Source organism: Dermatophilaceae bacterium Soc4.6 (assembly GCA_039889245.1).
GTDB lineage: Bacteria > Actinomycetota > Actinomycetes > Actinomycetales > Dermatophilaceae > Lapillicoccus.
This window is the reverse complement of sequence record JAZGVH010000002.1, coordinates 1057320-1080322: the sequence shown is the minus strand read 5'-3', so window position 1 is coordinate 1080322 and position 23003 is coordinate 1057320. Positions and strand designations below refer to the sequence as shown.

Sequence of the window (23003 nt, the reverse complement as noted above, 5' to 3'; positions counted from 1 at the left end):
GGGCGGACCTCCGGACGGTGGCGGCTCATCGCGGGACGGGTCATCGGGGGACGGGGACCGAGCCGATGGCGCTGGTGAGCACCGATGCGACGCTGACCCCCTCGAGCTCGGCCTCGGCCCGCAGGGAGAGCCGGTGGGCCAGGGTGGCCTGGGCGAGGGCCTTGACGTCGTCGGGGGTGACGTAGGACCGGCCGTTCATCCAGGCCCAGGCCCGCGAGGTCGCGAGCAGGGCGGTGGCGCCGCGGGGTGAGACCCCCAGCGAGAGCGACGGGGCCTGCCGGGTGGCCCGGGCGATGTCGACGATGTAGGCGGCGACCTCGGGAGCGACCTGCACCCGACGCACCGCCTCGACGCCGGCCGCGAGGTCGTCGGGCCCGGCGACCCGCTGGATGCCGGCTGCACCGAGGTCACGCGGGTCGAAGCCGCGGGCGTGGCGCTGCACGACCTCGATCTCGTCGTCACGGCCGGGCACCTGCAGCACCACCTTGAGCATGAAGCGGTCGAGCTGGGCCTCGGGCAGGGTGTAGGTGCCCTCGTACTCCACGGGGTTCTGGGTGGCGGCGACCATGAAGGGCGACGGCAGCAGACGGGCGGATCCCTCGACCGAGACCTGCCGCTCCTCCATCGCCTCGAGCAGCGACGCCTGCGTCTTGGGGGGCGTGCGGTTGATCTCGTCGGCCAGTAGCAGGTTGGTGAAGACCGGCCCCTCACGGAAGACGAAGTCGCTCGTCTTGCTGTCGAAGATCAGCGACCCCGTGATGTCGCCGGGCATCAGGTCGGGGGTGAACTGCACCCGCTTGGTGTCGATCGCCAGCGCCGTGGCCAGGGTGCGCACCAGCAGCGTCTTGGCCACCCCGGGCACGCCCTCGAGCAGGATGTGGCCGCGGGTGAGCAGGCAGATGATGATGCCCGAGATGGCGGCGTCCTGCCCGACGACGGCCTTGCCGACCTCGCGGCGCACGGCCAGCAGGGCCTCGCGGGCCTGGTCGCCGCGGGGTTCGGGGCCCCCGGCAGGAGCCGTCTGAGACGTCGGGGCCGGGGCGTCATACGGCTGCGGCACCTGGCCGTAGGGCTGCTGGTCGCTCATGTGCGGCGTACTTCCTTCTCGAGGGTGGCGAGCTGCCCGGCCAGGCCGACCAGCTCGTCGTCGGTGACGGGTGGGGGTCCGGCCAGCAGGTAGCCCACCTCGGGCTCCGGCCGGCCGGTGGCGACGGCGGTGGCCCGCACGAGCACGCCGACCTGGGCCCCGGGGGGTAGGCCGAGGTAGCCGGCGAGCCGACGCCGGGTGGCTTCCTGCAGCACCTGACCCGCGCGACCGCTGTCGCGCGCCTTGCGGTAGAGACGGCCGCGGCTCTGCGTGGTCTCGATGGCCTGCACGACCACCGGCAGCGGCTCGCGCACGAGGCGACCGAGACGTCGGCCGCGCCAGAGCATGAGACCGAGCACCGAGACCGCGACGAGGGCGAGGGCGGGCCCGAGCCACGGCGGCAGCAGCTGACCGGTGCGCGAGCGGTCGGTGGTCGGGATGTCGCTGGTCGACGGGACGTACCAGACCACCCGGGCCGAATGACCGAGCGTGCGCAGCACCACGGCGGCGGCGTCGGCCTGGTCGATCTCGTCGTTGCTGATCGCGGTCCGTGAGCCGAGCAGCACGAGCGGTGCGTGCTCTTCGGTCGCGGGCACCGAGAGGTAGGTGGAGTAGCCCTCGGGGTCGGTCCAGCAGCCGCTCGCCGACACGTGGACGGCGTCGCCAGCGGCCGGCCGGTAGCGGTAGCCGGCCTCGGAGTGGGCCAGCTGCTCGTCTCGGCGCACGTCGCCCCCGTCGCAGCCCGTGGGCAGGTCACCGGCCTGGTGCAGCGTCGTCGTCGAGCCGATGGCGGGGTCCAGGTAGCGCAGCACGAAGGGCTCGGGTGCGACCAGCACCACGCGCTCGGCGTCGATGCTGGCACCGGCCAGGATCTCGACGGTCTCGCGCGCGAGGTCGTCGGTGCGGGTGAGCAGCACGGTCGTGTCCTGGTCGATGCCGGCGGACTCGAGCTCTTGCTGGCCGCGGGCGACGTCGACCCGCACGCCCTGCTCGACCAGGACCCGCGCCAGCGCCTGGGCACCGTTCACGGTCGGGTTGCGCGGGTCGAGCGGCACCGTCGTGGGCGCCGTCTCGGCCCGCGAGGTCATCAGCACGCCGACGAGCACGACGAGCAGCGCCACACCGCTCCACACCAGCAGCCGCCGGCGGGTCGAGGCCCTGGGGGCGGGCGGTGCGGCGGGCGACAGGTCGGAGGGAGCGCCACCGCCGACACCCTCGGCGGCGGGTGCCGACACCCCCGGCGGGGTGCGGAAGAGCGCGCTCACGCGCCACCCCCGGTCGTCCAGACCGAGCCGGGACCGTCGTCGGAGGAGGGCCGCCCCGGCGCGGGACGACCGGCAGCCGCCCCGGATCCGGTCCCGGCACCGACGAGCTCACCCGGGGCGAGCGGTGAGGAGGGCGCGCCGGGGACGGAGCGGTCACCGGGCAGGGTGGGGTCCGGCCCGGCCGCCCGGGGCCGGTCGGGGAGCACCGGCCGCGCCCGCCGCAGCGCCTCGTCGGTGGCGACCACGTCGTCGGCGTCTGCCCGAGTGGCGGACAGGTGCCCGTAGGCGACGGCGTCGAAGCGGTTGGTCGCCCGCGTGACGGCATCGGCGTGGCCGGGGAAGACCGCCCGCAGCTGCTGACCGATCTCGTGGGCGGTCAGGGCCGGAGCATCGGTGAGCAGGGTGCGCGCGTCGGCCTCACGGGCGATGGCGCGCACGGTGTCGAGGACGGCGTCGTCGTGGCGCCCGTCGCGCAGCGCCTGGGCGACGCGGGCGCGCAGCTGGGCAGCCGTGAGGGTCGAGTCGCCGAGCACGGCGGTCGAGGCCGACCCGACGCGTCGCTCGCGCCGGACCCTCGTGGCGAGGACGACGAGCCCGGCCACGACGAGCACGGCGAGGCCGGCGATGACGAAGGGTGGAAAGCTGAGGGTGCCGCCGCCCTGCGGGTTCTGCAGGTCGGTGAGTCGCCGGCGCAGCCAGTCGACCAGCTGCTGGAGCAGCGAGCGTCGGTCGCGGTACTCGTCCTTGGCCAGCTCCTGCTCGACCCAGCGGCGCGCCTGGCCGGGGTCGGGGTCGAGGCCGGTGGGGCGCAGCGGTAGGAGGCCGAGCACCCCCACAGACCCCAGCACGCCCACAGACCCCAGCGCCCCGACGGCCCTGACCTGCGCGACGTGGCCGGCGGTGCTGACGCGGGCGGCGAGGCAGGCGCCCAGACCTCGGGGGTGGAGGCCGCTCACGGGCGCAGCCCCGGCGCGCCCGAGGCGGCGCGCTGCAGGGTGACGTCGAAGCCCTCACGACGCATCCGGGCGTCGACGTAGAGCAGGGCGACGGCGCTGCCGACGAACGGCGTGACCACTGCCGACGCCACCAGCGTCGTGAGGTTGGTGCCGAGCAGGAGGGCGACGTCGAAGGCGGTGTTGTCGTAGCCCACGACGGCCACGACGGCCACGGTGACCAGGCCGAGCACGAGGCCCAGCACGCCGAAGACGAGCCCGGCGATGGCGCTGACCACCGTCATGGACCCGGCGATGCGCCAGAAGCCCCGGCGCGAGAGGCTCCAGCTGCGGCGCAGCGCAGCCCGCACGCCCCGTCGCTCGAGCACCAGCACCGGACCGGCGAGACCCGTGCGCCAGACGACGAGCGCGACCCAGCCCAGCGTGGCCACGAGGGCGAGCACCCCGCTGGCCACGACCACACCACCTGGTGCGTCGGCCACCAGCGTGAGGGCGACGACGGCGCCGAGCCCGGGCAGGACGGCGACCACGAGCAGCATCGCGTCGAGCACGAGCAGCCGCCACAGGCGGGGCCGCACCTCCGTCCACGTCTCGCGGGTCGTGGTGGGCTGCCCCATCACGGCCCGGGACACGGGGACCGCCAGGGCGCCGCAGAGGACGAGCACGGCATACGACACTCCGAGGAAGAGCAGGAGGCCGGCGGCCTCGGGGGCGGACGCGACGCTGCCCAGGCCCGCCCCGGAATACCACGAGCCGCTGGAGACCAGGCCGGCGACGATCACCGCAGGGGCGCACGCGAGGGCGACCGTGACGAGGGTGGCGCCGAGGATCGGGCCGGGGCTGCGGCGCACGTGCTTGGCGGCGCCGTCGAGCAGGTCGGCGACCGACAGCGGCCGCAGCGGGATGATGCCGGGCTTGTGAGCGTTGGTGAGGAGCGGACGCTGCGCGCCGGGGTGGCGTGAGCTCAGGCCACCGGGAGGCAGGTAGCTGGGCGGCCGCGACGGACCCGTGTCGGTCGGCGGACCCGGCGGGGGACCGAACCCGCTCACGAGCGGCACCCCCGAGGTCGTCGCGACACCGTCCCCCCTGTCATCGGGCTGGCCACCGCCTGACGCGCTGCCCCCGCCACGCCGTCAAGGTATCAGCGCCCACCGACACCGGCCGGTCGGAGGCCCGCAGCGTCAGGCACGGGCGCCCGACGCGGCGGGCAGGAGGGCCGCCTGCGTCTCGTGCGGGGTGGCGCAGACGGCGCCGAGCGACTCCATGCGGGCCACGACCGCGGGCTCGGCCCGACACAGGGCGAGGCCCCGACGCACGAGCACGTGGGGGGCCTTGCGCCGCTCTGAGAGGTCACGGACCAGCCGCAGCACGAAGGTCACCCATCGCCCCCGACGCACGCACCATGCCGTGTGCAGCAGCCCCGCCTCCCGCAGCGGCGCGATCGCCTCGGCGGCGAAGATGCCCTCCGCGACGACGAGGGCGCCCGGCGGCAGTCGCACCGTGCCGCCACCGACCCGGCGGGAGGTGGCGATGTCGTAGGACGGCACCGCCGCCTCACCCGTCTCGACCAGCTGCTGCAGCGCGCGGACGGCGGCCTCGCCGTCCCAGGAGGCGGGGTCGTCCCAGTCGACGAGCCGGGCGCCGCCGCCGAGGTCGACGACGGGCAGGGCCGGGTCGTCGCCGTCGCGGTAGAAGTCGTCCAGCCGCACGATCGGCCACCCGTGGGCCTCGAGCAGGCGTGCGGCGAGACGGGACTTGCCCGCGCCGGAGGGGCCGGCGAGCACGACGACCCGCGCGGTCACCGTCACCGGCCCTTGGGGTGCCAGACGGTCTTCGTCTCGAGGAAGGCGCGCACCCGTGACAGCCCCGGGTCGTCGGCCCAGTCGGGCTCGAGCGCGGCCGCTCCGGTGCCGGCCGGGCGCAGTACGCGCTTGAGGTTGTCGGCGGCTGCGGCCTCGAGGTCGCCCCACGTCACCCCGGCCGCGTCGGCTGCCCCGGCCAGGTCGATCGCGTTGACGTCACGGTGCGAGGCCAGGGTGGGGGCCAGCTCGGCGGTGCGGCCGGTGACGAGGTTGACCACGCCGCCGGGCACGTCGCTGGTGGCGAGGCACTCCGCGAGGGTGACCGCAGGGAGCGGACGCTCCTCGCTGGTGGCGACGACGACGGTGTTGCCCGAGCAGATGGCCGGCGCCACGACGCTGACAAGCCCGAGGAGCGAGGAGCCCTGCGGCGCGAGGACGCCCACGACCCCGGTGGGCTCGGGAGCGCTGATGTCGAAGTAGGGACCCGCCACGGGGTTGAGGCCACCGAGCACCTGGGCCAGCTTGTCGGTCCACCCGGCATACCAGACCCAGCGGTCGACGGCGGCGGAGACGACGGCGCGGGCCCGCGCCGGGGTGAGGCCCTCGGCGGCGGCGACCTCGACGGCGAGCTGGTCGGCCCGCCCCTCCATCACCTCGGCGACGCGGTAGAGCACCTGCCCGCGGTTGTAGGCCGAGGCGCCGGCCCAGCCGGCGAAGGCGCCCCGGGCGGCGACGACCGCGTCGCGGACGTCCTTGCGCGAGCCCTGCGCGGCGTGGGCGAGGAAGTGGGGGGCGCGGCGGCCTGCGGGCGCCGAGTGGACGGCATACGAGCGGCCCGACTCGCTCCTCGGGAAGGCCCCACCGATGTAGAGCTTGTAGGTCTTGCGTACGTCGAGGCGCGAGTCTGCCTGTCGTGCAACGGTCTTGGTGGGGGTGACACTCATGCCTGGTCTCCGGTCGTGACGTAGCCCTCGAGCCCGTGACGGCCGCCCTCGCGGCCGTAGCCCGACTCCTTGTAGCCGCCGAAGGGTGACGTCGGGTCGAAGCGGTTGAAGGTGTTGGCCCAGACGACACCGGCGCGCAGCTGGTCGGCGGTCCAGAGGATGCGTGACCCCTTCTCGCTCCACACCCCCGCCGACAGTCCGTAGGGGGTGTTGTTGGCCTTGGCCACCGCCTCCTGCGGGGTGCGGAAGGTGAGCACCGACAGCACGGGCCCGAAGACCTCCTGCTGGGCGATGGTGTGCGCCTGGGCGACACCGGTGAACACTGTGGGGGGGAACCAGAACCCGCGCTCGGGTAGCTCGCACTCGGGGCTCCAGCGCTCGGCCCCCTCGCGCTCGCCGATGTCGGAGAGCTCGCGGATGCGCGCCAGCTGGGCGGCGGAGTTGATCGCGCCGAGGTCGGTGTTCTTGTCGAGCGGGTCGCCGACGCGCAGGGTCTGCAGCCGCCGCTTGAGACGGCGGACGACCTCGTCCGCGACCGACTCCTGCACCAGCAGCCGCGACCCGGCGCAGCAGACGTGACCCTGGTTGAAGAAGATGCCGGTGACGATGCCCTCGACGGCCTCGTCGATCGGGGCGTCGTCGTAGACGATGTTGGCGGCCTTGCCACCGAGCTCGAGGGTGGCCCGCTTGCGGGTGCCGGCGATCGAGCGGGCGATCTGTCGGCCCACCGCGGTCGAGCCGGTGAAGGCGACCTTGTCGACGCCGGGGTGCTCGACGAGGGCCTGGCCCGTGGTCCCCGCGCCGGTGACGATGTTGACGACTCCCGCTGGCAGGTCGGCCTGCTGGCAGATCTCGGCGAAGAGCAGGGCGGTCAGCGGGGTGGTCTCGGCCGGCTTGAGGACGACGGTGTTGCCGCACGCGAGCGCAGGTGCGATCTTCCACGCGAGCATCAGCAGCGGGAAGTTCCACGGGATGACCTGCCCGACGACACCGACCGGGCGGGGGTCCGGGCCCAGCCCTGCGTAGCCCAGCTTGTCGGCCCACCCCGCGTGGTAGAAGAAGTGCGCGGCGGCCAGGGGCACGTCGACGTCGCGTGACTCCTTGATGGGCTTGCCGTTGTCGAGGGTCTCGAGCACCGCGAGCTCGCGGGACCGCTCCTGGATCAGGCGGGCGATGCGGAAGAGGTACTTGCCGCGGTCGGCGCCCGACATCCGGCCCCACACCCCGCGGTAGGCCGCCCGCGCGGCGCGCACGGCCCGGTCGACGTCGGCGGCGCCGGCGTCGGTGACCTCGGCCAGCACCTCCTCGGTGGCGGGGTTGACGGTGCTGAAGCTGCCGCCGCCCTGGCCCTCGACGAAGACGCCGCCGATGAAGAGCCCGTAGGAGGCCTGCAGGTCGACGACGGCACGCGACTCCGGTGCCGGTGCGTACTCGAGCTTGCCCATGGTGTCCCTTGCGTCCTAGCGTCGGTCAGTCGGTCGACACGTCGTCGGTGCCGGCGTAGACCCCGGTGGTGAGCTTCTGTCGCTGCCGGAGCAGGTCGGTGAGCAGGCCGGAGGCGCCGAAGCGGAACCAGGCGGGATCGAGCCAGTCGTCGCCGGCGATCTCGCTGACCAGGACGAGGTGCTTCATCGCGTCCTTCGTGGTGCGGATGCCGCCGGCCGGCTTGACGCCGACCTGCGTGCCGGTGAGGTCGCGCCAGTCGCGCACGGCCTCGAGCATCACCAGCACGACCGGCAGGGTGGCGGCCGGGGCGATCTTGCCCGTCGACGTCTTGATGAAGTCGCCACCCGCGAGCATGGCCAGGTAGGAGGCCCGTCGCACGTTGTCGTAGGTCACGAGCTCGCCGGTCTCGAGGATCACCTTGAGGTGGGCCGACGTGCCGTCGTCGCGCACGCAGGCCGCCTTGACGGCGACGATCTCGTGGAAGACCTCGAGGTAACGCCCCGAGAGGAACGCCCCACGGTCGATCACCATGTCGATCTCGTCGGCTCCCGCGCGCACGGCGTCGCGGGTGTCGGCGAGCTTGACCGGCATGCTGGCCCGGCCCGAGGGGAAGGCGGTCGCGACGGCGGCGACGTGTATGCCGCTGTCTCCCAGGGCCGCTCGCGCGGTGGCGACCATGTCGCCGTAGACGCAGACGGCGGCAGGGTGCGGGGTGGCGCGGTCGCCCGGATCGGGCACGAGGGCCTTGGCACACAGCGAGCGCACCTTGCCGTGGGTGTCGTTGCCCTCGAGGGTGGTCAGGTCGATCATCGAGATGGCGGTGTCGATGGCCCAGGCCTTGGCGGTGGTCTTCAGCGAGCGGGTGCCGAGACCAGCCGCGCGGGCCTCGCACCCGACCTGGTCGACCCCGGGCAGGCCGTGGAGCCAGCTGGTGAGCGCGGCCCCGGTGAGCCTCGAGACACCGAGCACCTCGCGCGCAGTGGCGGTGGCGTCACCCCGGGCGGGAGCCGGGGCGTCGTCCTCGACGTTGCCCTTGACGGTGGTGGTCACCGGGTGAGTCTATGGCGCGTGAGACGATGGCCGGACCGACGCCTCCGTCGAGAAGCGGCTGCGCGCCGCCGAGAACCACAGAGCACAGACCCTCCTGGAGCGACCCGAATGGCCAGCAACACCGCCTCGACGCACGCACTGCGCACGCTGCGTCAGCGCGGTTCGATCGTGCTCGGCGTGGTCGCGATGGTGTGCGGCTACGGCCTCGCGCTGTGGTCGCTCGTGGGGGGCGAGCCATCGGCGGTCTTCATCGCCGCGATGGCCCTCGTCGGCAGCGGCGGCTGGGTCTTCTTCGTCCGGCCCGCCCTGGTCATCAGCCTGCACGGTCTGCACGTCAACAACCCGCTGCGCCGCACCGTGGTGCCGTGGGCACAGGTTGCCGACGTGGGCACGCGGTGGAACCTCGAGATCTACCACGGGGAGCGACGCACCGCGGCGTGGGCGATCGCGTCGCACGTCGAGCGACCGCGCGGCTCGGGTCTGCTCAGCATGGTCAACAGCCGGCTGGCCGGCGCCGACACGGCGCCCCCGCCCTCGAAGGGCGTGACCGTCCACACGGCTGCCCAGTCGGTCGAGGTGGCCCGGCAGGAGTGGACCGAGATGGTGCTCGATCGGCGGCCGGAGGTCTCCGCCGAGGGGGAGGTCGAGCGGTCGTGGGACTGGGTCGACCTCGCGCTGCTCGCGGTGCCGTTGGCGGTGCTCGTGGTCGCCCTGGTGGCCTGATCTCTGTCGACACCGGTGTTGGTGCCCTGCATGGGCCCCATATCGCCCGGTCTCGGACAGAATGGTGGGCATGTCGAAGACGCCCCATGACAACCCGGACCAGCTGGCCAGGATCCAGCTCGTCCTCCTGCCCGGCGAGCTGATCCTCGCCGTCTACGACGGGTCGGGTGGCAGCACCGGGATGGTGGGCCTGACCGACCGGCGGGTCATCGTGCAGGACAACACGTTCGTCGGTGGCAAGTCGGGCATCACGAGCCTGCCCTACAGCCGCATCCAGAGCGTCTCGTTCATCCTCGACCGGGCCACCGCGCTCAGGGCGGCGTCGAGCTCGGTCGTCTCGATCCAGGTGCCCGGCCAGGCCTTCGAGATCCAGTTCCGGGGTGAGGAGCAGGCGCGGCACACGCACGACGTCGTGCTGACGCACCTCGTGCACGGCTGAGCAAACGGCTGCGGTGAGGGCGGCCCGGCCCGTAGCCTGCCGGTGGCCTGGTTGACGACCGCCGATGAGCGGCGGGTGTTGGGTGACCGCTCAGGGGATCGAGGGGGAAGTGACCATGGCGTGGTTCAGGAGCGACCGGTGCGCCGGCGGCCACCGGGCCCCTGCTGGTCGTCCCCACCGTGACCGGCACGGACTGCGGTCACGGTCTCTACGCCAGCTCGTGGGAGATCCCGCCGTGCGGGCGTCCTTCACCAGCGCCCCGGCACCGGGCCGGACGGTCGTGGTGCAGGAGCAGCGGCTCGTGCTCGACGACCCAGCGGGCACCCAGGACTCCGGTGTCGTCGCCACGATCGGGGCGTTCGTCCCGGTGTGGTCGACGTCGTACCCGGCGGGGCACAGCACGGGTGAGCCGCTGGTCGTGGATCTCTACCAGCCGGTCGCCACGCACACGGAGTCGTTCCTGGCCGGGATGCCGCTGACCGCAGGCCCGCACACGGTGACCCTGGTGACGACCACGCCGAACCCGGCCAGCCGCGACGTCGTCGACCACGGCGTGAACGACCACGGGAGCTCGATCGGGATGGACTTCGTGCGAGTCACCTGGCTGGGGGCATGACCAGGGCATGACCGTGGGACCCCGCGCACCGAAGCGCCGACCCAGCCGGAGGCCGCGGACGAACCTGCTGGTGTCCGGCCCCCCACCCCCACCGGTCGCGTCCACGACTACCTTCACCGTTCTGGTGTCCCTGTGCGCTGCGCCGGGGTGCTTCATCCCGGTTGTGGCCCAGATCGCTCGCCACAAGTCGAAGATCTTCGAGTTCTGTCCAACCTGGGACGACGTCGTCCGCCCCTAGACGGCGCAGGAGTCCCCGTCGCAGGCCCCGGCGTCGGACGACCCACCTGCGGTCACCGCAGACCCGGCCAGCACGGTCAGGGGCGAGCGCTCCACCCACGCGCGGTCGAGGGCGTCGAGCACGACGTCGGACGACTGCGCCCCCGAGATGCCGTACTTCCCGTCGATCACGAAGAACGGCACACCGTTGATGCCGTAGGCCCGCGCCTGCGCCTCGTCGGCGCGGACCGCGTCGGCATACCGGTCGGAGGAGAGGACGGCAGCGACCTCGTCGGCGGGCAGGCCGATCTCGACGGCGTGCGCGGTCAGAGCCGCGTGGTCGGACGGCGGCGACCCCTGGGTGAAGGTGGCGTGGTCGAGGCGCTCCTTGAGCGCGTCCTGCACCCCGTGCTCTCGCGCGAGGTGGAGCAGGCGGTGGGCGTCGAAGGTGTTGCCGGGGCGGGCCAGCTCGAAGTGGAAGTCGAGGCCCTCGGCGGCCGCGGTCTGCGTCATCCCGTCGATCGCCTCCTGCGCCTGCGCCAGGGGCATCCCGTACTTCGAGGCGAGCCGCTCGACGTAACGACCCGGCTCCGACCCACTCGGCGCAGCCGACGGGTCGAGCTCGAAGCTGCGCCACACCAGCTCGATGTCGTCACGATGGTCGAAGCGCGCCAACGCGCCCTCGAAGCGGCGCTTGCCGATGTAGCACCAGGGGCACACCACGTCGGACCAGATCTCCACAGTCATCGTCACGAGCGGTGCAACCGCGCAGGACACCCGGCCATTCCGATGCGTCAGGGTTCCTGGCTGGAGGACAGTGGTCGGTCGGCGGCTGCCGGTCGTGCGGCCTACGAGAACGGGGGGCCTCGTGGTCGACGTGATCATCAGTGGCGGAGGCCCCACCGGGCTGATGCTGACGTGCTCAGCCTCACCCGTGTCCCGAGCGAGCTGCTCGCGCGCGGGCCCGGTCCGCAGGCCGTGCGCCGGCTGCTGACCGAGCTGATGGACCTCGAGGACGTCAGTCGTCTCCTGGCCGAGAAGATCACCGGGATCGGGGTCCGCTACGACGTCGGCGACGCTCCCGCGCTGCTCGGCAGACGGTTGCGTGACCTCCCCCTGTCTCGGGGACGCCTCTACGAGCTCGGTCGCGCAGGCTGCGGGCTCCTGCTCGACCAGACCGGCGAGCTGTCCGTGACCGCCTGGACGGGTCGGGTCGACCTCGTCGTCGACGTGAGCGGTGAGCTGGACCCGCCCGCGGTCCTGCGACGCCCGGACGGACGTCGTCTGGGCCGGCGAAGACCAGGACGACCTGCTCTGCCACCTGCCGACGTGGTTCGGGGCCGCGTCCGGGGGGTCAGGACTCGACCAGTCCCTCCAGCACCCCGCGCACTGCGGCGAGCCGGTCTGATGCCGTACGCCGTGCTGCGGCGAGGGCCGTTGCGCGGTCAGCAGGACGGAGGTCGACGGCTTCGACGCACTCGAGGTAGACCTTGACCTTCGGCTCCGTGCCGGAGGGGCGCACGATGACGCGGGAGCCGTCGGCGAGCCACCAGCGCAGGCCGTCGGTGGGCGGCAGCCCGCCGTCGCCGCGGGCGAGGTCGTCGACCTGGGTGACGGGGGAGTCGCCGACCTCGGTGGGCGGCGCGGCCCGCAGCCGCCCCATCAGCTCGTCGGTCTGCGCGAGGTCGGTGACCCGCACCGAGAACGAGTCGGTGGCGTGCACGCCGTGCGCCACCGCGAGGTCGTCGAGCACGTCGAGCAGGGTGCGGCCGTGCGCCTTGAGGGTCGCGGCCTGCTCGGCCAGCAGGAGGGCGGCGCTGACGCCGTCCTTGTCGCGCACCGTGTCGGGGGCGACGCAGTAGCCGAGCGCCTCCTCGTAGCCGTAGGCCAGCCCGGGCACGCGGGCGATCCACTTGAAGCCGGTGAGGGTCTCCTCGTGGGCGACGCCAGCGGTGGCGGCCATCGCGGCGAGGAGGCGGGAGGAGACGATCGAGTTGGCGAGCACCCCGCCCTCGGGGATGCCCCGGGCGAGCAGGTGGGCGCCGAGCAGGGCGCCGACCTCGTCACCGCGCAGCATCCGCCAGTCACCGACCGAAGGGTCGAACACCGCTGCCGCACAGCGGTCTGCGTCGGGGTCGTTGGCGATGACCAGGTCGGGTGAGACCTCGCGGGCCAAGGCCAGTGCGGCGTCGATCGCACCCGGCTCCTCGGGGTTGGGGAAGGCCACGGTCGGGAAGTCGGGGTCGGGCTCGGCCTGGCTCGAGACCGCCTGCGGCACAGGAAAACCGGCGCGCTCGAACGCGGCCAGCACGACGTCGTTGCCCACTCCGTGCAGTGACGTGTGGACGAGCGTGAGGTCGCGGGGGGAGTCGAGGGAGACGACGCGGCACACGGCATCGAGGTAGTCGTCGACGACGTCGTCGCCCAGGGTGTCCCACCCGTCGTCGGTGAGGGCGATGTCGGCAGTCATCTCGATCACGTCGATGTGCGCGGCGATCTGGGCGTCGACGGGCGGCACGATCTGGCTGCCGTCGCCGAGGTAGACCTTGTAGCCGTTGTCCTGCGCCGGGTTGTGGCTGGCCGTGACCATGACGCCGGCGTCGGCGCCGAGGTGGCGGATGGCGAAGGCCAGCAGGGGTGTCGGCAAGGGGTGGGGGAGCACGTCGGCCCGCCCGCCGGCCGCGACGACGACCGCCGCGGTGTCACGGGCGAAGACGTCGGAGCTGTGGCGCGCGTCGTAGCCGACCACCACCATCGGCTCCGCCATGCCACCCTCGGCCTGGAGCCACGACACGAGGCCCGAGGCCGCGCGCAGGACGACCGCGCGGTTCATCCGGTTGGGTCCGGCACCGAGCGCGCCTCGCAGGCCTGCGGTCCCGAACTCGAGCATTCCTGAGAAACGATCAGCGAGGTCGGCGGCGGCGGCCGCGTCGCCGGTCCCGGCGTTGCTCAGCACGTCGCTCAGCTCGGCCCTGGTGGCCGGGTCAGGGTCGTCGTCGATCCAGGCGCGGGCGCGGTGCAGCAGGTCGCTGAGGTCGGGGGTGGACGGCATGCGGGGGGCTCCTGGATCAGACGAGGCGCAGGACGACCTGCGCCAGCAGGTCTCCGCAGCGCTCGGCGGCGGCCTGCCCGGCCTCGAGGACCTCGGCGTGCGACAGGGGCTGGTCGGAGATGCCGGCCGCGAGGTTGGTGACCAGCGAGATGCCGAGCACCTCGAGACCGGCGTGGCGGGCGGCGATGGCCTCGAGGGTCGTCGACATGCCGACCAGGTCGGCGCCGAGCACGCCGGCCATGCGCACCTCGGCCGGGGTCTCGTAGTGCGGCCCGCAGAACTGCGCGTAGACCCCCTCGTCGAGGCTCGGGTCGACCTCGTGCGCGATCGCCCGCAGCCGCGGGGAGTAGAGGTCGGTGAGGTCGACGAAGGTCGCGCCCTCGAGCGGCGAGGTCGCCGTCAGGTTGAGGTGGTCGCTGATCAGCACCGGGGTGCCCGGGCCCCAGGCCGGGTTGAGGCCGCCGCAGCCGTTGGTGAGCACCACGGTGGAGCAGCCGGCGGCCTTCGCCGTGCGCACCGCGTGCACGACCGCCCGCACCCCGCGGCCCTCGTAGTAGTGCGTGCGGGTGCCGAACACGAGCGCGCGCTTGCCGGTGTCGCCGATCGCGACCGAGCGCATCTCGCCGGAGTGCCCGGCGACGGCCGCCTTGCGGAAGCCCGGCACCTCGTCGTTGGGCACGGTCGCGAGGGTCGCACCGATGCGGTCCGCGGTCTGGCCCCAGCCGGAGCCCAGCACGAGGGCGACGTCGTGGCTGGCTGCGCCCGTCCGCTCGGCGATGACGGCGGCGGCGGCGGCAGCGACGGTGAAGGGGTCGGTCGCCGGGTCGTCGAGGTCGGGGGTGCTCACGGGAGGCGACTCTAGTCGGGGCGGCGCGCGCGGAACGGCATACGGGCTGGTGGGGGCGGGGCTGGTGCGTCAAGTGGACCCGCCCGCCCCGCCCCACCGCGTGACCGGCTCCTCGGCCGGCGGTGGTTGGATGGATGGGTGAGCTCACACAGTTCGACGGTCGTCATCCTCGGCGGAGGTCCCGGGGGCTATGAGGCCGCGCTGGTCGCCGCCCGCGCCGGTGGGCAGGTCACCGTGGTCGACCGGGACGGGCTCGGCGGTGCGTGCGTGCTCACCGACTGCGTGCCGAGCAAGGCGCTTGTCTCGACCGCGGCCTTCATGGGTGGGCTGCGCACCGGTGACGCCCTCGGCGTGCGCGACGCCGCCGAGGCCCGGGTCGACCTGCGCGCCGTCAACCACCGCATCCTCGCTCTCGCCAGCAGCCAGAGCGGTGACATCCACCGCAAGCTCGCCGCCGACGGGGTGCGCATCGTCACCGGCAGCGCGACCCTCCTGGAGCCCGGCCGGGTGCGGGCGCAGTCCGCCGACGGCACCACGGAGGACATCGCCGCCGACGTCGTGCTCGTCGCCACCGGCGCCACGCCGCGGGTGATGGCGAGCGCCCAGCCCGACGGTGAGCGCATCCTCACCTGGCAGCAGATCTACACCCTCACCGAGCTGCCGCGCCACCTCGTCGTCGTCGGCTCCGGCGTCACGGGCGCCGAGCTCGCCCATGCCTACACCGGGCTCGGCGTGCCGGTCACGTTGGTCTCCTCGCGCGACCGGGTGCTCCCGGGGGAGGACGCCGACGCCGCCGGCGTCATCGAGGACGTCTTCCGCCGCGACGGGATGACCGTGCTCGGGCGCTCGCGGATGGCCTCGGTCGAGCGCACCCACGACGGGGTGCGGGTCACCCTCGAGGACGGCCGCACGGTCGACGGCTCCCACGCCCTGCTCGCCGTCGGCTCCGTGCCGCAGACCGCCGGCCTCGGTCTGGAGGAGGCGGGCGTCGAGCTCAGCCCGTCGGGCCACGTCGAGGTCGACACCGTCTCGCGCACGTCGGTGCGCGGGGTCTACGCCGCCGGCGACTGCACCGGGGTCCTGCCGCTCGCCTCGGTCGCGGCGATGCAGGGCCGCATCGCGATGTGGCACGCCCTCGGAGACGCCGTCGCCCCGCTGCGCCTCAGCCACGTGTCGGCCAACATCTTCACCTCGCCCGAGATCGCCACCGTCGGCATCAGCCAGCAGCAGATCGACGAGGGCGCGACCGACGTGGTGGTCAACACGATGCCGCTGTCGACCAACGCGCGGGCCAAGATGGACTCCTTCGAGGACGGCTTCGTCAAGGTCTTCTCGAGCAAGGGCAGCGGCATGGTCGTCGGCGGGGTCGTGGTCGCGCCCCGCGCCTCCGAGCTGATCTACCCCATCGCCATCGCGGTGCAGAACCACCTCAACGTCGACCAGGTCGCCTCGACCTTCACGGTCTACCCGTCGATGAGCGGCTCGATCGCCGAGGCGGCGCGCCGCCTCCACTGACCACCCGACCCTCCGGTACGGAGTGCCGTCCGCCGGGTTGGCGCGCTCAGGGCCCGGTCGGTGGGTCGCCGGGCGGCTGACGCCGCAGGTCGGGGTCGTTGTCGGGGGTGAACTCGGTCCGGTCGGCCCAGCCCTCCTCACGGGCCCATCGCTCGCGCCGCTGGCGGGAGAGGCTGGAGCGCAGCCGACGCCACAGCGGCCACGCCACGGCCACGAGGGCGACCAGGACGACGAGCCCACCCCAGTTGAAGCCGGACGACGCGGTGGTCGCCGTCGGCAGCAGGGCGGCGGCGGTCATGGTCAGGAGTGTAGGCAGGGAACCGCGGGTGAGTACGGTGCGGGGATGAGCACGGAGCCTGCGACCGGTCCTGACGTCCCCGCCTCCAGCCCACCCGACCTGCGGGCCCAACCTGACCTGCCCGACCCGCCGGAAGAAGCCGACCCGCCGGAAGAAGCCGACCCGCCGGAAGAGCCCGCGGCACCCCCGTTCGACCGGGTGCGCGACTTCCTGCTCGGCTACCCGGCGCGCCCGGACGCCCCCGACCCGCAGGGCTGAGCGCCTCACGCGACCCCCTGCGTCCGCTGCGAGGAGGGTTCTGACCCACCTCGAAGCGGACGCAACGAGGGTCAGGCGTCGACGGGGGCCGCGTCCTTGATCTCGGCGATCACGGCGCCGCTGGTGACGGTGGCGCCGACCTCGGCGCTGAGTCCGGTGACGATTCCGGCCTTGTGGGCGTTGATGGGCTGCTCCATCTTCATCGCCTCGATCACGACGACGGTCTGGCCCTCCTGCACCGTGTCGCCCTCGGCGACGGCGATCTTCACGACGGTGCCCTGCATCGGTGCGGTGAGCGCGTCACCGGAGGCGGCGGCCGACGAGCCTGACCCGCCCGCGCGGCGCGGCGCCTTCTTCCGGGCGCCCGAGCTGCCACCGCTGGCGCCGCCAGTGAGCGACAGGCCGCCCGGCAGGGACACCTCGAGACGGCGGCCGCCGACCTCGACGACGACGGTCTGGCGCTCGTCGGCCTCGGCTGCGGGAGCAGCCCCCCCGGCATACGCCTCGATCTGGTTGTCGAACTCGGTCTCGATCCACCGCGTGTGGATCGTGAAGGGCTCGTCGGGGTCGGCCGGTGCGAAGGCCGGGTCGCGCACGACGACGCGGTGGAAGGGCAGCACGGTGGGCATGCCCTCGACGACGAACTCGTCGAGTGCCCGTCGGGCCCGCTCGATCGCCTGCTGGCGCGTGGCGCCCGTGACGACGAGCTTGGCCAGCATCGAGTCGAACGCGCCACCGATGACGTCGCCCGACACGACACCGGAGTCGACGCGCACGCCGGGGCCGGACGGCTGCACGTAGCGCGAGACGGTGCCCGGGGCGGGCAGGAAGCCGCGCCCGGCGTCCTCGCCGTTGATGCGGAACTCGATCGAGTGCGCATGCGGCGTCGGGTCGTCGTAGCCGAGCGCCTCGCCGTTGGCGATGCGGAACTGCTCGCGCACGAGGTCGATGCCGGTGACCTCCTCCGAGACCGGGTGCTCGACCTGCAGCCGGGTGTTGACCTCGAGGAACGAGATGCGCCCGTCGACCCCGATGAGGAACTCGCAGGTGCCCGCACCGACGTAGCCCGCCTCGGTGAGGATGTCCTTGCTCGCCTTGACCAGCTCGGCGTTCTGCGCGTCGGTGAGGAACGGCGCCGGCGCCTCCTCGACGAGCTTCTGGTTGCGGCGCTGGAGCGAGCAGTCACGGGTCGAGACGACGACGACGTTGCCGTGCGTGTCGGCGAGGCACTGGGTCTCGACGTGCCGCGGGTGGTCGAGGAAGCTCTCGACGAAGCACTCGCCACGCCCGAAGGCGCTGATCGCCTCGCGCACGGCCGAGTCGAAGAGCTCGGGGATCTCGTCCATGGTGCGAGCGACCTTGAGGCCGCGCCCGCCGCCACCGTAGGCCGCCTTGATCGCGACCGGCAGACCGTGCTCCTGCGCGAAGGCGATGATCTCGTCGGAGCCCTCGACGGGCTCCTTGGTGCCCGGCACCAGCGGGGCCCCGGCCTTGGTGGCGATGTGGCGCGCCTTGACCTTGTCGCCGAGCGAGTCGATCGCGCCGGCGCCCGGGCCGATCCAGATCAGCCCGGCGTCGACGACGGCCTGGGCGAAGGAGGCGTTCTCCGAGAGGAACCCGTAGCCCGGGTGCACCGCGTCGGCGCCCGAGCGCCTGGCGACGTCGAGCAGCTTCTCCTGCACGAGATAGCTGTCGCCGGGGGTGCTGCCCCCCAGGCTGAAGGCCTCGTCGGCCTCGCGGACGTGGAGCGCGTCGCGGTCGGGCTCGGCGTAGACGGCCACCGATGCGTAACCCGCGTCCTTGCACGCGCGGGCCACACGGACAGCGATTTCGCCTCGGTTGGCGATCAGCACCTTCGAGATCTGCGACATGCTCCGGACTCTAGCGTCGAGTGGGCCGGCGGCGGAGTCGAGCCCGGTCGGGCCAGGCGCGAGCCTCGTCACACCCCCGTCACGCACTCAGGCGAGGACCTCGGTCACGACCACCCAGAACCCTTCCCGCAGCGCGCTGCGGGCCTCGTCGGGCACGTCGTACTCGCCGATTCGCGCCGAGAGGTCGGTAAGCAGCGTGCGGTCGAGGTCGGGCGGGATGAAGGGCCGTCCGTCGAGCAGGCGCCGGCGGTCGTCGGCGCTCGCCGTGGCGGCCCAGGTGCCGACGACCTTGCGGCACACCGACTCCACGACCTCGGGGTCGTGAGCCGGAGGGCCGAGCAGGTAGCCCGACGAGCCGTTGCTGGAGCTGGAGTAGACGACCGGCGGACGCTCCGGCGCCGCTGACGCCGCAGGCACCACCGGCGTCCGGGGTCGCGGCCGCGCCAGGTCGGCCGGCGACGGCACCGGCGACCCGGGTGGCGCGGGGGCCGGGGTGGGGCGGGACGGCGCGGGGTCGGCGCCGCCGTCGGCCACCGGTGCCGAGACCTGGTCGCCGCTGCCTCCGGGCATCCCCGGGGCCTCCCCTGGCTCCTCGGCCCGTCGGCGCACGTGCACCGTCGCGTCGAGCAGGGCGGCGTCGACGATGTCGATGCCGTCGGACTCGCGGATCAGGTGGTGCGAGACCCCGTGGGGGCGCCCGTTCGCGTCCGGGACCGCGAGCACGACGACCTGCACACCGTGCGACTGCGCCTCCTCGACGGCCTCGGTGAGGTCGTCGTCGCCGGAGACGAGATAGGCGACGTCGACGACCCGCCCGCGGCTGTGCGAGGCGAGGTCCAGCCCGATGCGCAGGTCGACGCCCTTCTGGTCGCCGTTGGGCGAGGTGCGACCCAGCCGCAGCTTGACCCGGGGCAGCATGCCGATCGCGTTCTGCTCGGGGCTGGGCCCGCCCGAGCCGCGCAGGCCGGCGTCGTACCAGTGGATGCGCAGCACCGGCAGACCGCTCAGCCGCTCCGCCTGGGCGATGAGACCGGGCACGAGGTCGGGATAGGAGACGACCACCGCACTGCGCAACGACGTGCCGGTCACTCGCGTCGCGAGCGAGGCCACGAGATAGCCCACGTCGACGTAGATGGCGCAGTGGGACCTCATTGCCACACACTGCCATGTCGGGCGCGCTGGCGAGGGGATCTGGCGCTACCCCGGTCCACCGGCCGGCTGGGCCGGCGCGCGCCGGGCCGCCGGGTGCACCTTGTCGAGGGTGATCGGCAGGTCGGTGACCCGCACCCCGGTCGCGTCGAAGACGGCGTTGGCTACGGCCGCCGCGGTGTCGATGCCGGTGATGCGCGCCCGAGCTGGGGGCGGCACCGGCGGGAGCGGGCGAGTGGTTGCGCGACCAGCTCGAGCCCGTGGTGGCCGCGCTGCTGCGGGGTTTCCGGTCCGACTGAGCCTGCTCGGTGTGGGGCGTTGAACGCACCCAGGGGTGAGGAAATTTCCCGTCGTCTCGTGAGGCGGTCGCTGCCGACGCGCGGGCGTCAGCGGCATACGGTGAAGTAATGACTTCAGTCCCCACCGTCCCGCTCAAGACCCCCACCGGCACGCTCGACATCCCGCAGCTCGGCTTCGGCGTGTGGCAGGTCGACACCGGTGACGCCGTCCCCGCCGTCACCGAGGCGCTCAAGGTCGGTTACCGGCACATCGACACCGCCGCGGCCTACCAGAACGAGGCCGAGGTCGGCCAGGCCCTCGCCGAGAGCGACGTCGAGACCTCCGAGGTCTTCGTGACCACGAAGCTGTGGAACGACAAGCAGGGCTTCGACTCCACGCTCGCCGCCTTCGACGAGTCGATGACGAAGCTGCGGCTCGAGACGCTCGACCTCTACCTCATCCACTGGCCGGTGCCGAAGAAGGACGCCTTCGTCGACACCTGGAAGGCGATGCAGCAGCTGCGCGACGAGGGCCGCATCAAAGCCATCGGCGTCTGCAACTTCCAGGTGCCGCACCTGCAGCGGCTGCTCGACGAGACCGGCGAGCTGCCCTCGATCAACCAGATCGAGCTGCACCCGCACCTGGTGCAGCAGGAGCTGCGCGACTTCCACGCCGCCCACGGCATCGTCACCGAGGACTGGAGCCCGCTGGCGTCCGGTGGCGACGTGCTCACCGACGAGACGATCGCCGCCATCGCGACGGCCCACGACGTGACCCCGGCCCAGGCCATCCTGCGCTGGCACCTGCAGATCGGCAGCGTCGTCATCCCCAAGTCGGTGACGCCCAGTCGCATCGCCGAGAACTTCGACGTCTTCGGCTTCGAGCTCACGAGCGACGAGGTCGAGCAGATCACGGGGCTGGACAAGCACTTCCGCACCGGGCCCGACCCCGACGAGTTCAACCTGGGCGCCTGACCCCTCCCGCGTTCCGAAGTAGGGAAACCCTGCGTCCTGGCCCTCCACGAGGCCCGGACCGCAGGGTTTGCCTACTTCGGAGCACAGTGGGGGCGGGCCTAGGCTGCGGGGCATGGCCAACCAGTGCGAGATCGAGCCCGCCGTGCAGCGCGACTTCAGCACGAGCATGTCGTACAGCGACTACCTCGGCCTCGACACGCTGCTGGCGTCGCAGCACCCGCGCAGCGACCCGCCCCAGCACGACGAGCTTCTCTTCATCGTGCAGCACCAGACCTCAGAGCTCTGGCTGAAGCTGCTGCTTCACGAGCTGCGTTCTGCCCGTAATCTGCTCGCGTCCGACGACCTCCCGCCCGCGCTGAAGCGACTGGCCCGGGTCAAGCGCATCCTCGAGGTGCTGACCGAGCAGTGGGCGGTGCTGGCCACCCTCACCCCGAGCGAGTACGCGCAGATCCGCCCCTTCCTGGCCACCAGCAGCGGATTCCAGTCGTGGCAGTACCGCGCGGTGGAGTTCCTGCTCGGCAACAAGAACGCCGAGATGGTGACGGTCTTCGATCACGACCCGTCTGCGCACGCGCTGCTCACCCAGCTGCTGCACGAGCCCAGCCTCTACGACGAGTTCCTCGCGCTCCTGGCGCGCCGCGGTTACGTCGTTCCGGCTGCCGTGCTCGACCGGGATCGGTCGCTCGCGCACATGCTGGACGAGCGGCTGGTCGAGGTCTTCGGCGCGGTCTACGCCGACCCCGCAGCCCACTGGGGGGTCTACGAGACCTGCGAGGAGCTCGTCGACGTCGAGGACCTGGTGCAGCAGTGGAGGTTTCGCCACCTACAGGTCGTGCAACGCACCATCGGCCACCAGCGCGGCACCGGCGGCAGCAGCGGGGTCGACTTCCTGCGCCGCGCCCTCGACCTGACCTTTTTCCCCGAGCTCTACGCGGTCCGGTCCCGCATCGGCACCTGACCCCGCCTGACCCCTTATTGCGCTCCAAACTAGTGTCCTGCACCTGAAATTCGCAAGATAAGTAGTAGACTTGTTCTCATGGCGAGAACGGGCCGACCCATGACCGAGCTGACCCTGGCGCAGGACGAGCGTGAGCAGCTGGTGCGATGGTCACGGCGGGCGAAGTCGTCCCAGGCGTTGGCGTTGCGATCCAAGATCGTCCTGTCCTGTGCGGGTGGCGCGAACAACAAAACCGTTGCGGCACAGCTGAACTGCTCGGAAGCGACGGTCGGGAAGTGGCGTCGCCGTTTCGTCGCGGAGCGCCTGGACGGGCTGGGAGACGAGCCGCGACCGGGTCGACCACCCTCGATCAGCGTCGATCAGGTGGAGGAGATCGTGGTCGCCACGTTGGAGTCGACCCCGACGAACGCGACGCACTGGTCGCGGGCCTCGATGGCCCAACGCTCAGGCCTGTCCAAGACCACGATCGGGCGGATCTGGAAGGCCTTCGAGCTCAAACCCCACCGGGTCGACGGGTTCAAGCTCTCCAAGGACCCGTTGTTCGTGGAAAAGGTCTACGACGTGGTCGGCCTCTACCTCGACCCGCCGGAGAGCGCGGTCGTGCTGTGCGTCGACGAGAAGAGCCAGGTCCAAGCCCTGGCTCGCAGCAGCCCGGTGCTGCCGATGATGCCCGGGATGCCCGAGCGCCGCACCCACGACTACGTCCGTCACGGGGTGACCAGCCTGTTCGCCGCGTTCAACATCGCCGACGGCACCGTCATCACCTCGATCCACCGACGCCACCGGGCGATCGAGTTCAAGAAGTTCCTGGCCAAGATCGACACCGAGATCCCCGACGACCTCGACGTGCACGTGGTCTGTGACAACTACGGCACCCACAAGACACCAGCCATCACCGCCTGGCTGGCCCGGCATCCCCGCTTCCACATGCACTTCACCCCCACCAGCTCCAGCTGGCTCAACCAGGTAGAACGCTGGTTCGGGTTCATCACCGACGAACTCATCCGCCGCGGCAGCCACACCTCCGTCCACGCCCTCGAGGCCGACATCCGCGCCTGGGCCACGGCATGGAACGACAACCCCCGCCCCTTCATCTGGACCAAACCCGCCGGAGAGATCCTCGAATCCATCGGACGACTTCTCACACGCATTTCCGGTGCAGGACACTAGGGAAACCCTTGGTTCTGTGAGCCTCGGACTCACAGAACCAAGGTTTTCCCTAGTTTGGAACGCGGTCAGGGCGGTGGGGGGTGGGGGGTGG

Annotated in this window: 23 protein-coding genes; 8 read left to right on the top strand and 15 right to left on the bottom strand. The window is 72.6% G+C overall.

The genetic code is table 11. From position 1 onward, the window contains the following. Nucleotides 1-40: 40 nt before the first annotated feature. The 8 genes from V3N99_05035 to deoC form a co-directional block, all read right to left on the bottom strand. Entirely contained in the window at nt 41-1087 is a 1047-nt protein-coding gene (locus tag V3N99_05035; protein MEO3936109.1) for a MoxR family ATPase, read from the bottom strand. Continuing rightward, the gene (locus V3N99_05030; GenBank protein ID MEO3936108.1) at nt 1084-2352 is read right to left on the bottom strand and encodes a DUF4350 domain-containing protein; all 1269 of its coding nucleotides are present in this window, start codon (nt 2350-2352) and stop codon (nt 1084-1086) included. Before V3N99_05030 ends, V3N99_05035 begins: the two co-directional genes overlap by 4 nt. Further along, nucleotides 2349-3308, bottom strand: coding sequence for a DUF4129 domain-containing protein (locus V3N99_05025; protein MEO3936107.1), 960 nt, complete (start codon nt 3306-3308; stop codon nt 2349-2351). The genes V3N99_05030 and V3N99_05025 overlap by 4 nt, the downstream gene beginning before the upstream one ends. Continuing rightward, entirely contained in the window at nt 3305-4354 is a 1050-nt protein-coding gene (locus tag V3N99_05020) for a glycerophosphoryl diester phosphodiesterase membrane domain-containing protein (GenBank protein ID MEO3936106.1), read from the bottom strand. Before V3N99_05020 ends, V3N99_05025 begins: the two co-directional genes overlap by 4 nt. Nucleotides 4355-4486: 132 nt before the next feature. Beyond that, nucleotides 4487-5113, bottom strand: coding sequence for an AAA family ATPase (locus tag V3N99_05015; protein MEO3936105.1), 627 nt, complete (start codon nt 5111-5113; stop codon nt 4487-4489). Next, nucleotides 5110-6051, bottom strand: coding sequence for an aldehyde dehydrogenase family protein (locus V3N99_05010; GenBank protein ID MEO3936104.1), 942 nt, complete (start codon nt 6049-6051; stop codon nt 5110-5112). Before V3N99_05010 ends, V3N99_05015 begins: the two co-directional genes overlap by 4 nt. Then, nucleotides 6048-7496 carry an aldehyde dehydrogenase family protein gene (locus V3N99_05005; protein ID MEO3936103.1) on the bottom strand — a complete coding sequence of 483 codons (1449 nt, stop codon included), beginning with the start codon at nt 7494-7496 and terminating at the stop codon, nt 6048-6050. The genes V3N99_05010 and V3N99_05005 overlap by 4 nt, the downstream gene beginning before the upstream one ends. A gap of 25 nt (nt 7497-7521) precedes the next feature. Beyond that, entirely contained in the window at nt 7522-8466 is a 945-nt protein-coding gene (gene deoC, locus V3N99_05000) for a deoxyribose-phosphate aldolase (protein MEO3936102.1), read from the bottom strand. A gap of 189 nt (nt 8467-8655) precedes the next feature. Between deoC and V3N99_04995 the strand changes: the two genes are divergently transcribed. The 3 genes from V3N99_04995 to V3N99_04985 all read left to right on the top strand — a co-directional run bounded on the left by V3N99_04995 (nt 8656) and on the right by V3N99_04985 (nt 10325). Next, a complete protein-coding gene (locus V3N99_04995; GenBank protein ID MEO3936101.1) occupies nt 8656-9270 on the top strand; it encodes a PH domain-containing protein in 615 nt (204 codons plus the stop codon). Nucleotides 9271-9340: 70 nt separating this feature from the next. Further along, nucleotides 9341-9709, top strand: coding sequence for a PH domain-containing protein (locus tag V3N99_04990; protein MEO3936100.1), 369 nt, complete (start codon nt 9341-9343; stop codon nt 9707-9709). Nucleotides 9710-9929: 220 nt separating this feature from the next. Then, on the top strand, nt 9930-10325 hold the full coding sequence (locus tag V3N99_04985; protein ID MEO3936099.1) for a hypothetical protein: 396 nt from the start codon (nt 9930-9932) through the stop codon (nt 10323-10325). Between the two features lie 234 nt (nt 10326-10559). Here V3N99_04985 and V3N99_04980 read toward each other — a convergent pair whose 3' ends face one another. From V3N99_04980 to V3N99_04970, 3 genes are all read right to left on the bottom strand, one after another. Next, the gene (locus V3N99_04980; GenBank protein MEO3936098.1) at nt 10560-11288 is read right to left on the bottom strand and encodes a DsbA family oxidoreductase; all 729 of its coding nucleotides are present in this window, start codon (nt 11286-11288) and stop codon (nt 10560-10562) included. 607 nt (nt 11289-11895) lie between these two features. Then, on the bottom strand, nt 11896-13593 hold the full coding sequence (locus tag V3N99_04975) for a phospho-sugar mutase (GenBank protein ID MEO3936097.1): 1698 nt from the start codon (nt 13591-13593) through the stop codon (nt 11896-11898). A gap of 16 nt (nt 13594-13609) precedes the next feature. Further along, nucleotides 13610-14440 (bottom strand): purine-nucleoside phosphorylase, encoded by an 831-nt coding sequence (locus tag V3N99_04970; GenBank protein ID MEO3936096.1) that lies wholly within the window; start codon nt 14438-14440, stop codon nt 13610-13612. A 138-nt stretch (nt 14441-14578) separates the two neighbouring features. Between V3N99_04970 and V3N99_04965 the strand changes: the two genes are divergently transcribed. After that, nucleotides 14579-15955, top strand: a complete 1377-nt coding sequence (locus V3N99_04965) for an NAD(P)H-quinone dehydrogenase (GenBank protein MEO3936095.1) — start codon at nt 14579-14581, stop codon at nt 15953-15955. 46 nt (nt 15956-16001) lie between these two features. Here the strand turns inward: V3N99_04965 and V3N99_04960 are convergent, their stop codons facing one another. After that, nucleotides 16002-16253, bottom strand: coding sequence for a hypothetical protein (locus V3N99_04960; protein MEO3936094.1), 252 nt, complete (start codon nt 16251-16253; stop codon nt 16002-16004). Between the two features lie 45 nt (nt 16254-16298). On the opposite strand from V3N99_04960, the gene V3N99_04955 reads away from it, so the two are divergent. Beyond that, nucleotides 16299-16511, top strand: a complete 213-nt coding sequence (locus V3N99_04955) for a hypothetical protein (protein ID MEO3936093.1) — start codon at nt 16299-16301, stop codon at nt 16509-16511. 71 nt (nt 16512-16582) lie between these two features. Here the strand turns inward: V3N99_04955 and V3N99_04950 are convergent, their stop codons facing one another. The 3 genes from V3N99_04950 to V3N99_04940 all read right to left on the bottom strand — a co-directional run bounded on the left by V3N99_04950 (nt 16583) and on the right by V3N99_04940 (nt 19750). After that, complete coding sequence (locus tag V3N99_04950; GenBank protein MEO3936092.1) at nt 16583-18382, bottom strand: biotin carboxylase N-terminal domain-containing protein; 1800 nt, start codon at nt 18380-18382, stop codon at nt 16583-16585. A gap of 87 nt (nt 18383-18469) precedes the next feature. Beyond that, the gene (locus V3N99_04945) at nt 18470-19534 is read right to left on the bottom strand and encodes an NYN domain-containing protein (GenBank protein ID MEO3936091.1); all 1065 of its coding nucleotides are present in this window, start codon (nt 19532-19534) and stop codon (nt 18470-18472) included. Between the two features lie 45 nt (nt 19535-19579). Then, nucleotides 19580-19750, bottom strand: a complete 171-nt coding sequence (locus tag V3N99_04940; GenBank protein ID MEO3936090.1) for a hypothetical protein — start codon at nt 19748-19750, stop codon at nt 19580-19582. Between the two features lie 188 nt (nt 19751-19938). Here V3N99_04940 and V3N99_04935 point away from each other — a divergent pair, with 188 nt between their 5' ends. The 3 genes from V3N99_04935 (at nt 19939) to V3N99_04925 (ending at nt 22912) form a co-directional block, all read left to right on the top strand. Next, nucleotides 19939-20784 carry an aldo/keto reductase gene (locus V3N99_04935; GenBank protein MEO3936089.1) on the top strand — a complete coding sequence of 282 codons (846 nt, stop codon included), beginning with the start codon at nt 19939-19941 and terminating at the stop codon, nt 20782-20784. A 112-nt stretch (nt 20785-20896) separates the two neighbouring features. Then, nucleotides 20897-21742 (top strand): tryptophan 2,3-dioxygenase family protein, encoded by an 846-nt coding sequence (locus V3N99_04930; GenBank protein ID MEO3936088.1) that lies wholly within the window; start codon nt 20897-20899, stop codon nt 21740-21742. 78 nt (nt 21743-21820) lie between these two features. Then, a complete protein-coding gene (locus V3N99_04925) occupies nt 21821-22912 on the top strand; it encodes an IS630 family transposase (GenBank protein ID MEO3936087.1) in 1092 nt (363 codons plus the stop codon). Nucleotides 22913-23003 lie beyond the last annotated feature (91 nt).

Coding starts and splice junctions, on each gene's coding strand:
- V3N99_05035 (MEO3936109.1), bottom strand. CDS start 1,087: ATGAGCGACCAGCAGCCCTACGGCCAGGTGCCGCAGCCGTATGACGCC.
- V3N99_05010 (MEO3936104.1), bottom strand. CDS start 6,051: ATGAGTGTCACCCCCACCAAGACCGTTGCACGACAGGCAGACTCGCGC.
- V3N99_05005 (MEO3936103.1), bottom strand. CDS start 7,496: ATGGGCAAGCTCGAGTACGCACCGGCACCGGAGTCGCGTGCCGTCGTC.
- V3N99_04995 (MEO3936101.1), top strand. CDS start 8,656: ATGGCCAGCAACACCGCCTCGACGCACGCACTGCGCACGCTGCGTCAG.
- V3N99_04990 (MEO3936100.1), top strand. CDS start 9,341: ATGTCGAAGACGCCCCATGACAACCCGGACCAGCTGGCCAGGATCCAG.
- V3N99_04980 (MEO3936098.1), bottom strand. CDS start 11,288: ATGACTGTGGAGATCTGGTCCGACGTGGTGTGCCCCTGGTGCTACATC.
- V3N99_04975 (MEO3936097.1), bottom strand. CDS start 13,593: ATGCCGTCCACCCCCGACCTCAGCGACCTGCTGCACCGCGCCCGCGCC.
- V3N99_04960 (MEO3936094.1), bottom strand. CDS start 16,253: ATGACCGCCGCCGCCCTGCTGCCGACGGCGACCACCGCGTCGTCCGGC.
- V3N99_04955 (MEO3936093.1), top strand. CDS start 16,299: ATGAGCACGGAGCCTGCGACCGGTCCTGACGTCCCCGCCTCCAGCCCA.
- V3N99_04950 (MEO3936092.1), bottom strand. CDS start 18,382: ATGTCGCAGATCTCGAAGGTGCTGATCGCCAACCGAGGCGAAATCGCT.
- V3N99_04945 (MEO3936091.1), bottom strand. CDS start 19,534: ATGAGGTCCCACTGCGCCATCTACGTCGACGTGGGCTATCTCGTGGCC.
- V3N99_04935 (MEO3936089.1), top strand. CDS start 19,939: ATGACTTCAGTCCCCACCGTCCCGCTCAAGACCCCCACCGGCACGCTC.
- V3N99_04930 (MEO3936088.1), top strand. CDS start 20,897: ATGGCCAACCAGTGCGAGATCGAGCCCGCCGTGCAGCGCGACTTCAGC.
- V3N99_04925 (MEO3936087.1), top strand. CDS start 21,821: ATGGCGAGAACGGGCCGACCCATGACCGAGCTGACCCTGGCGCAGGAC.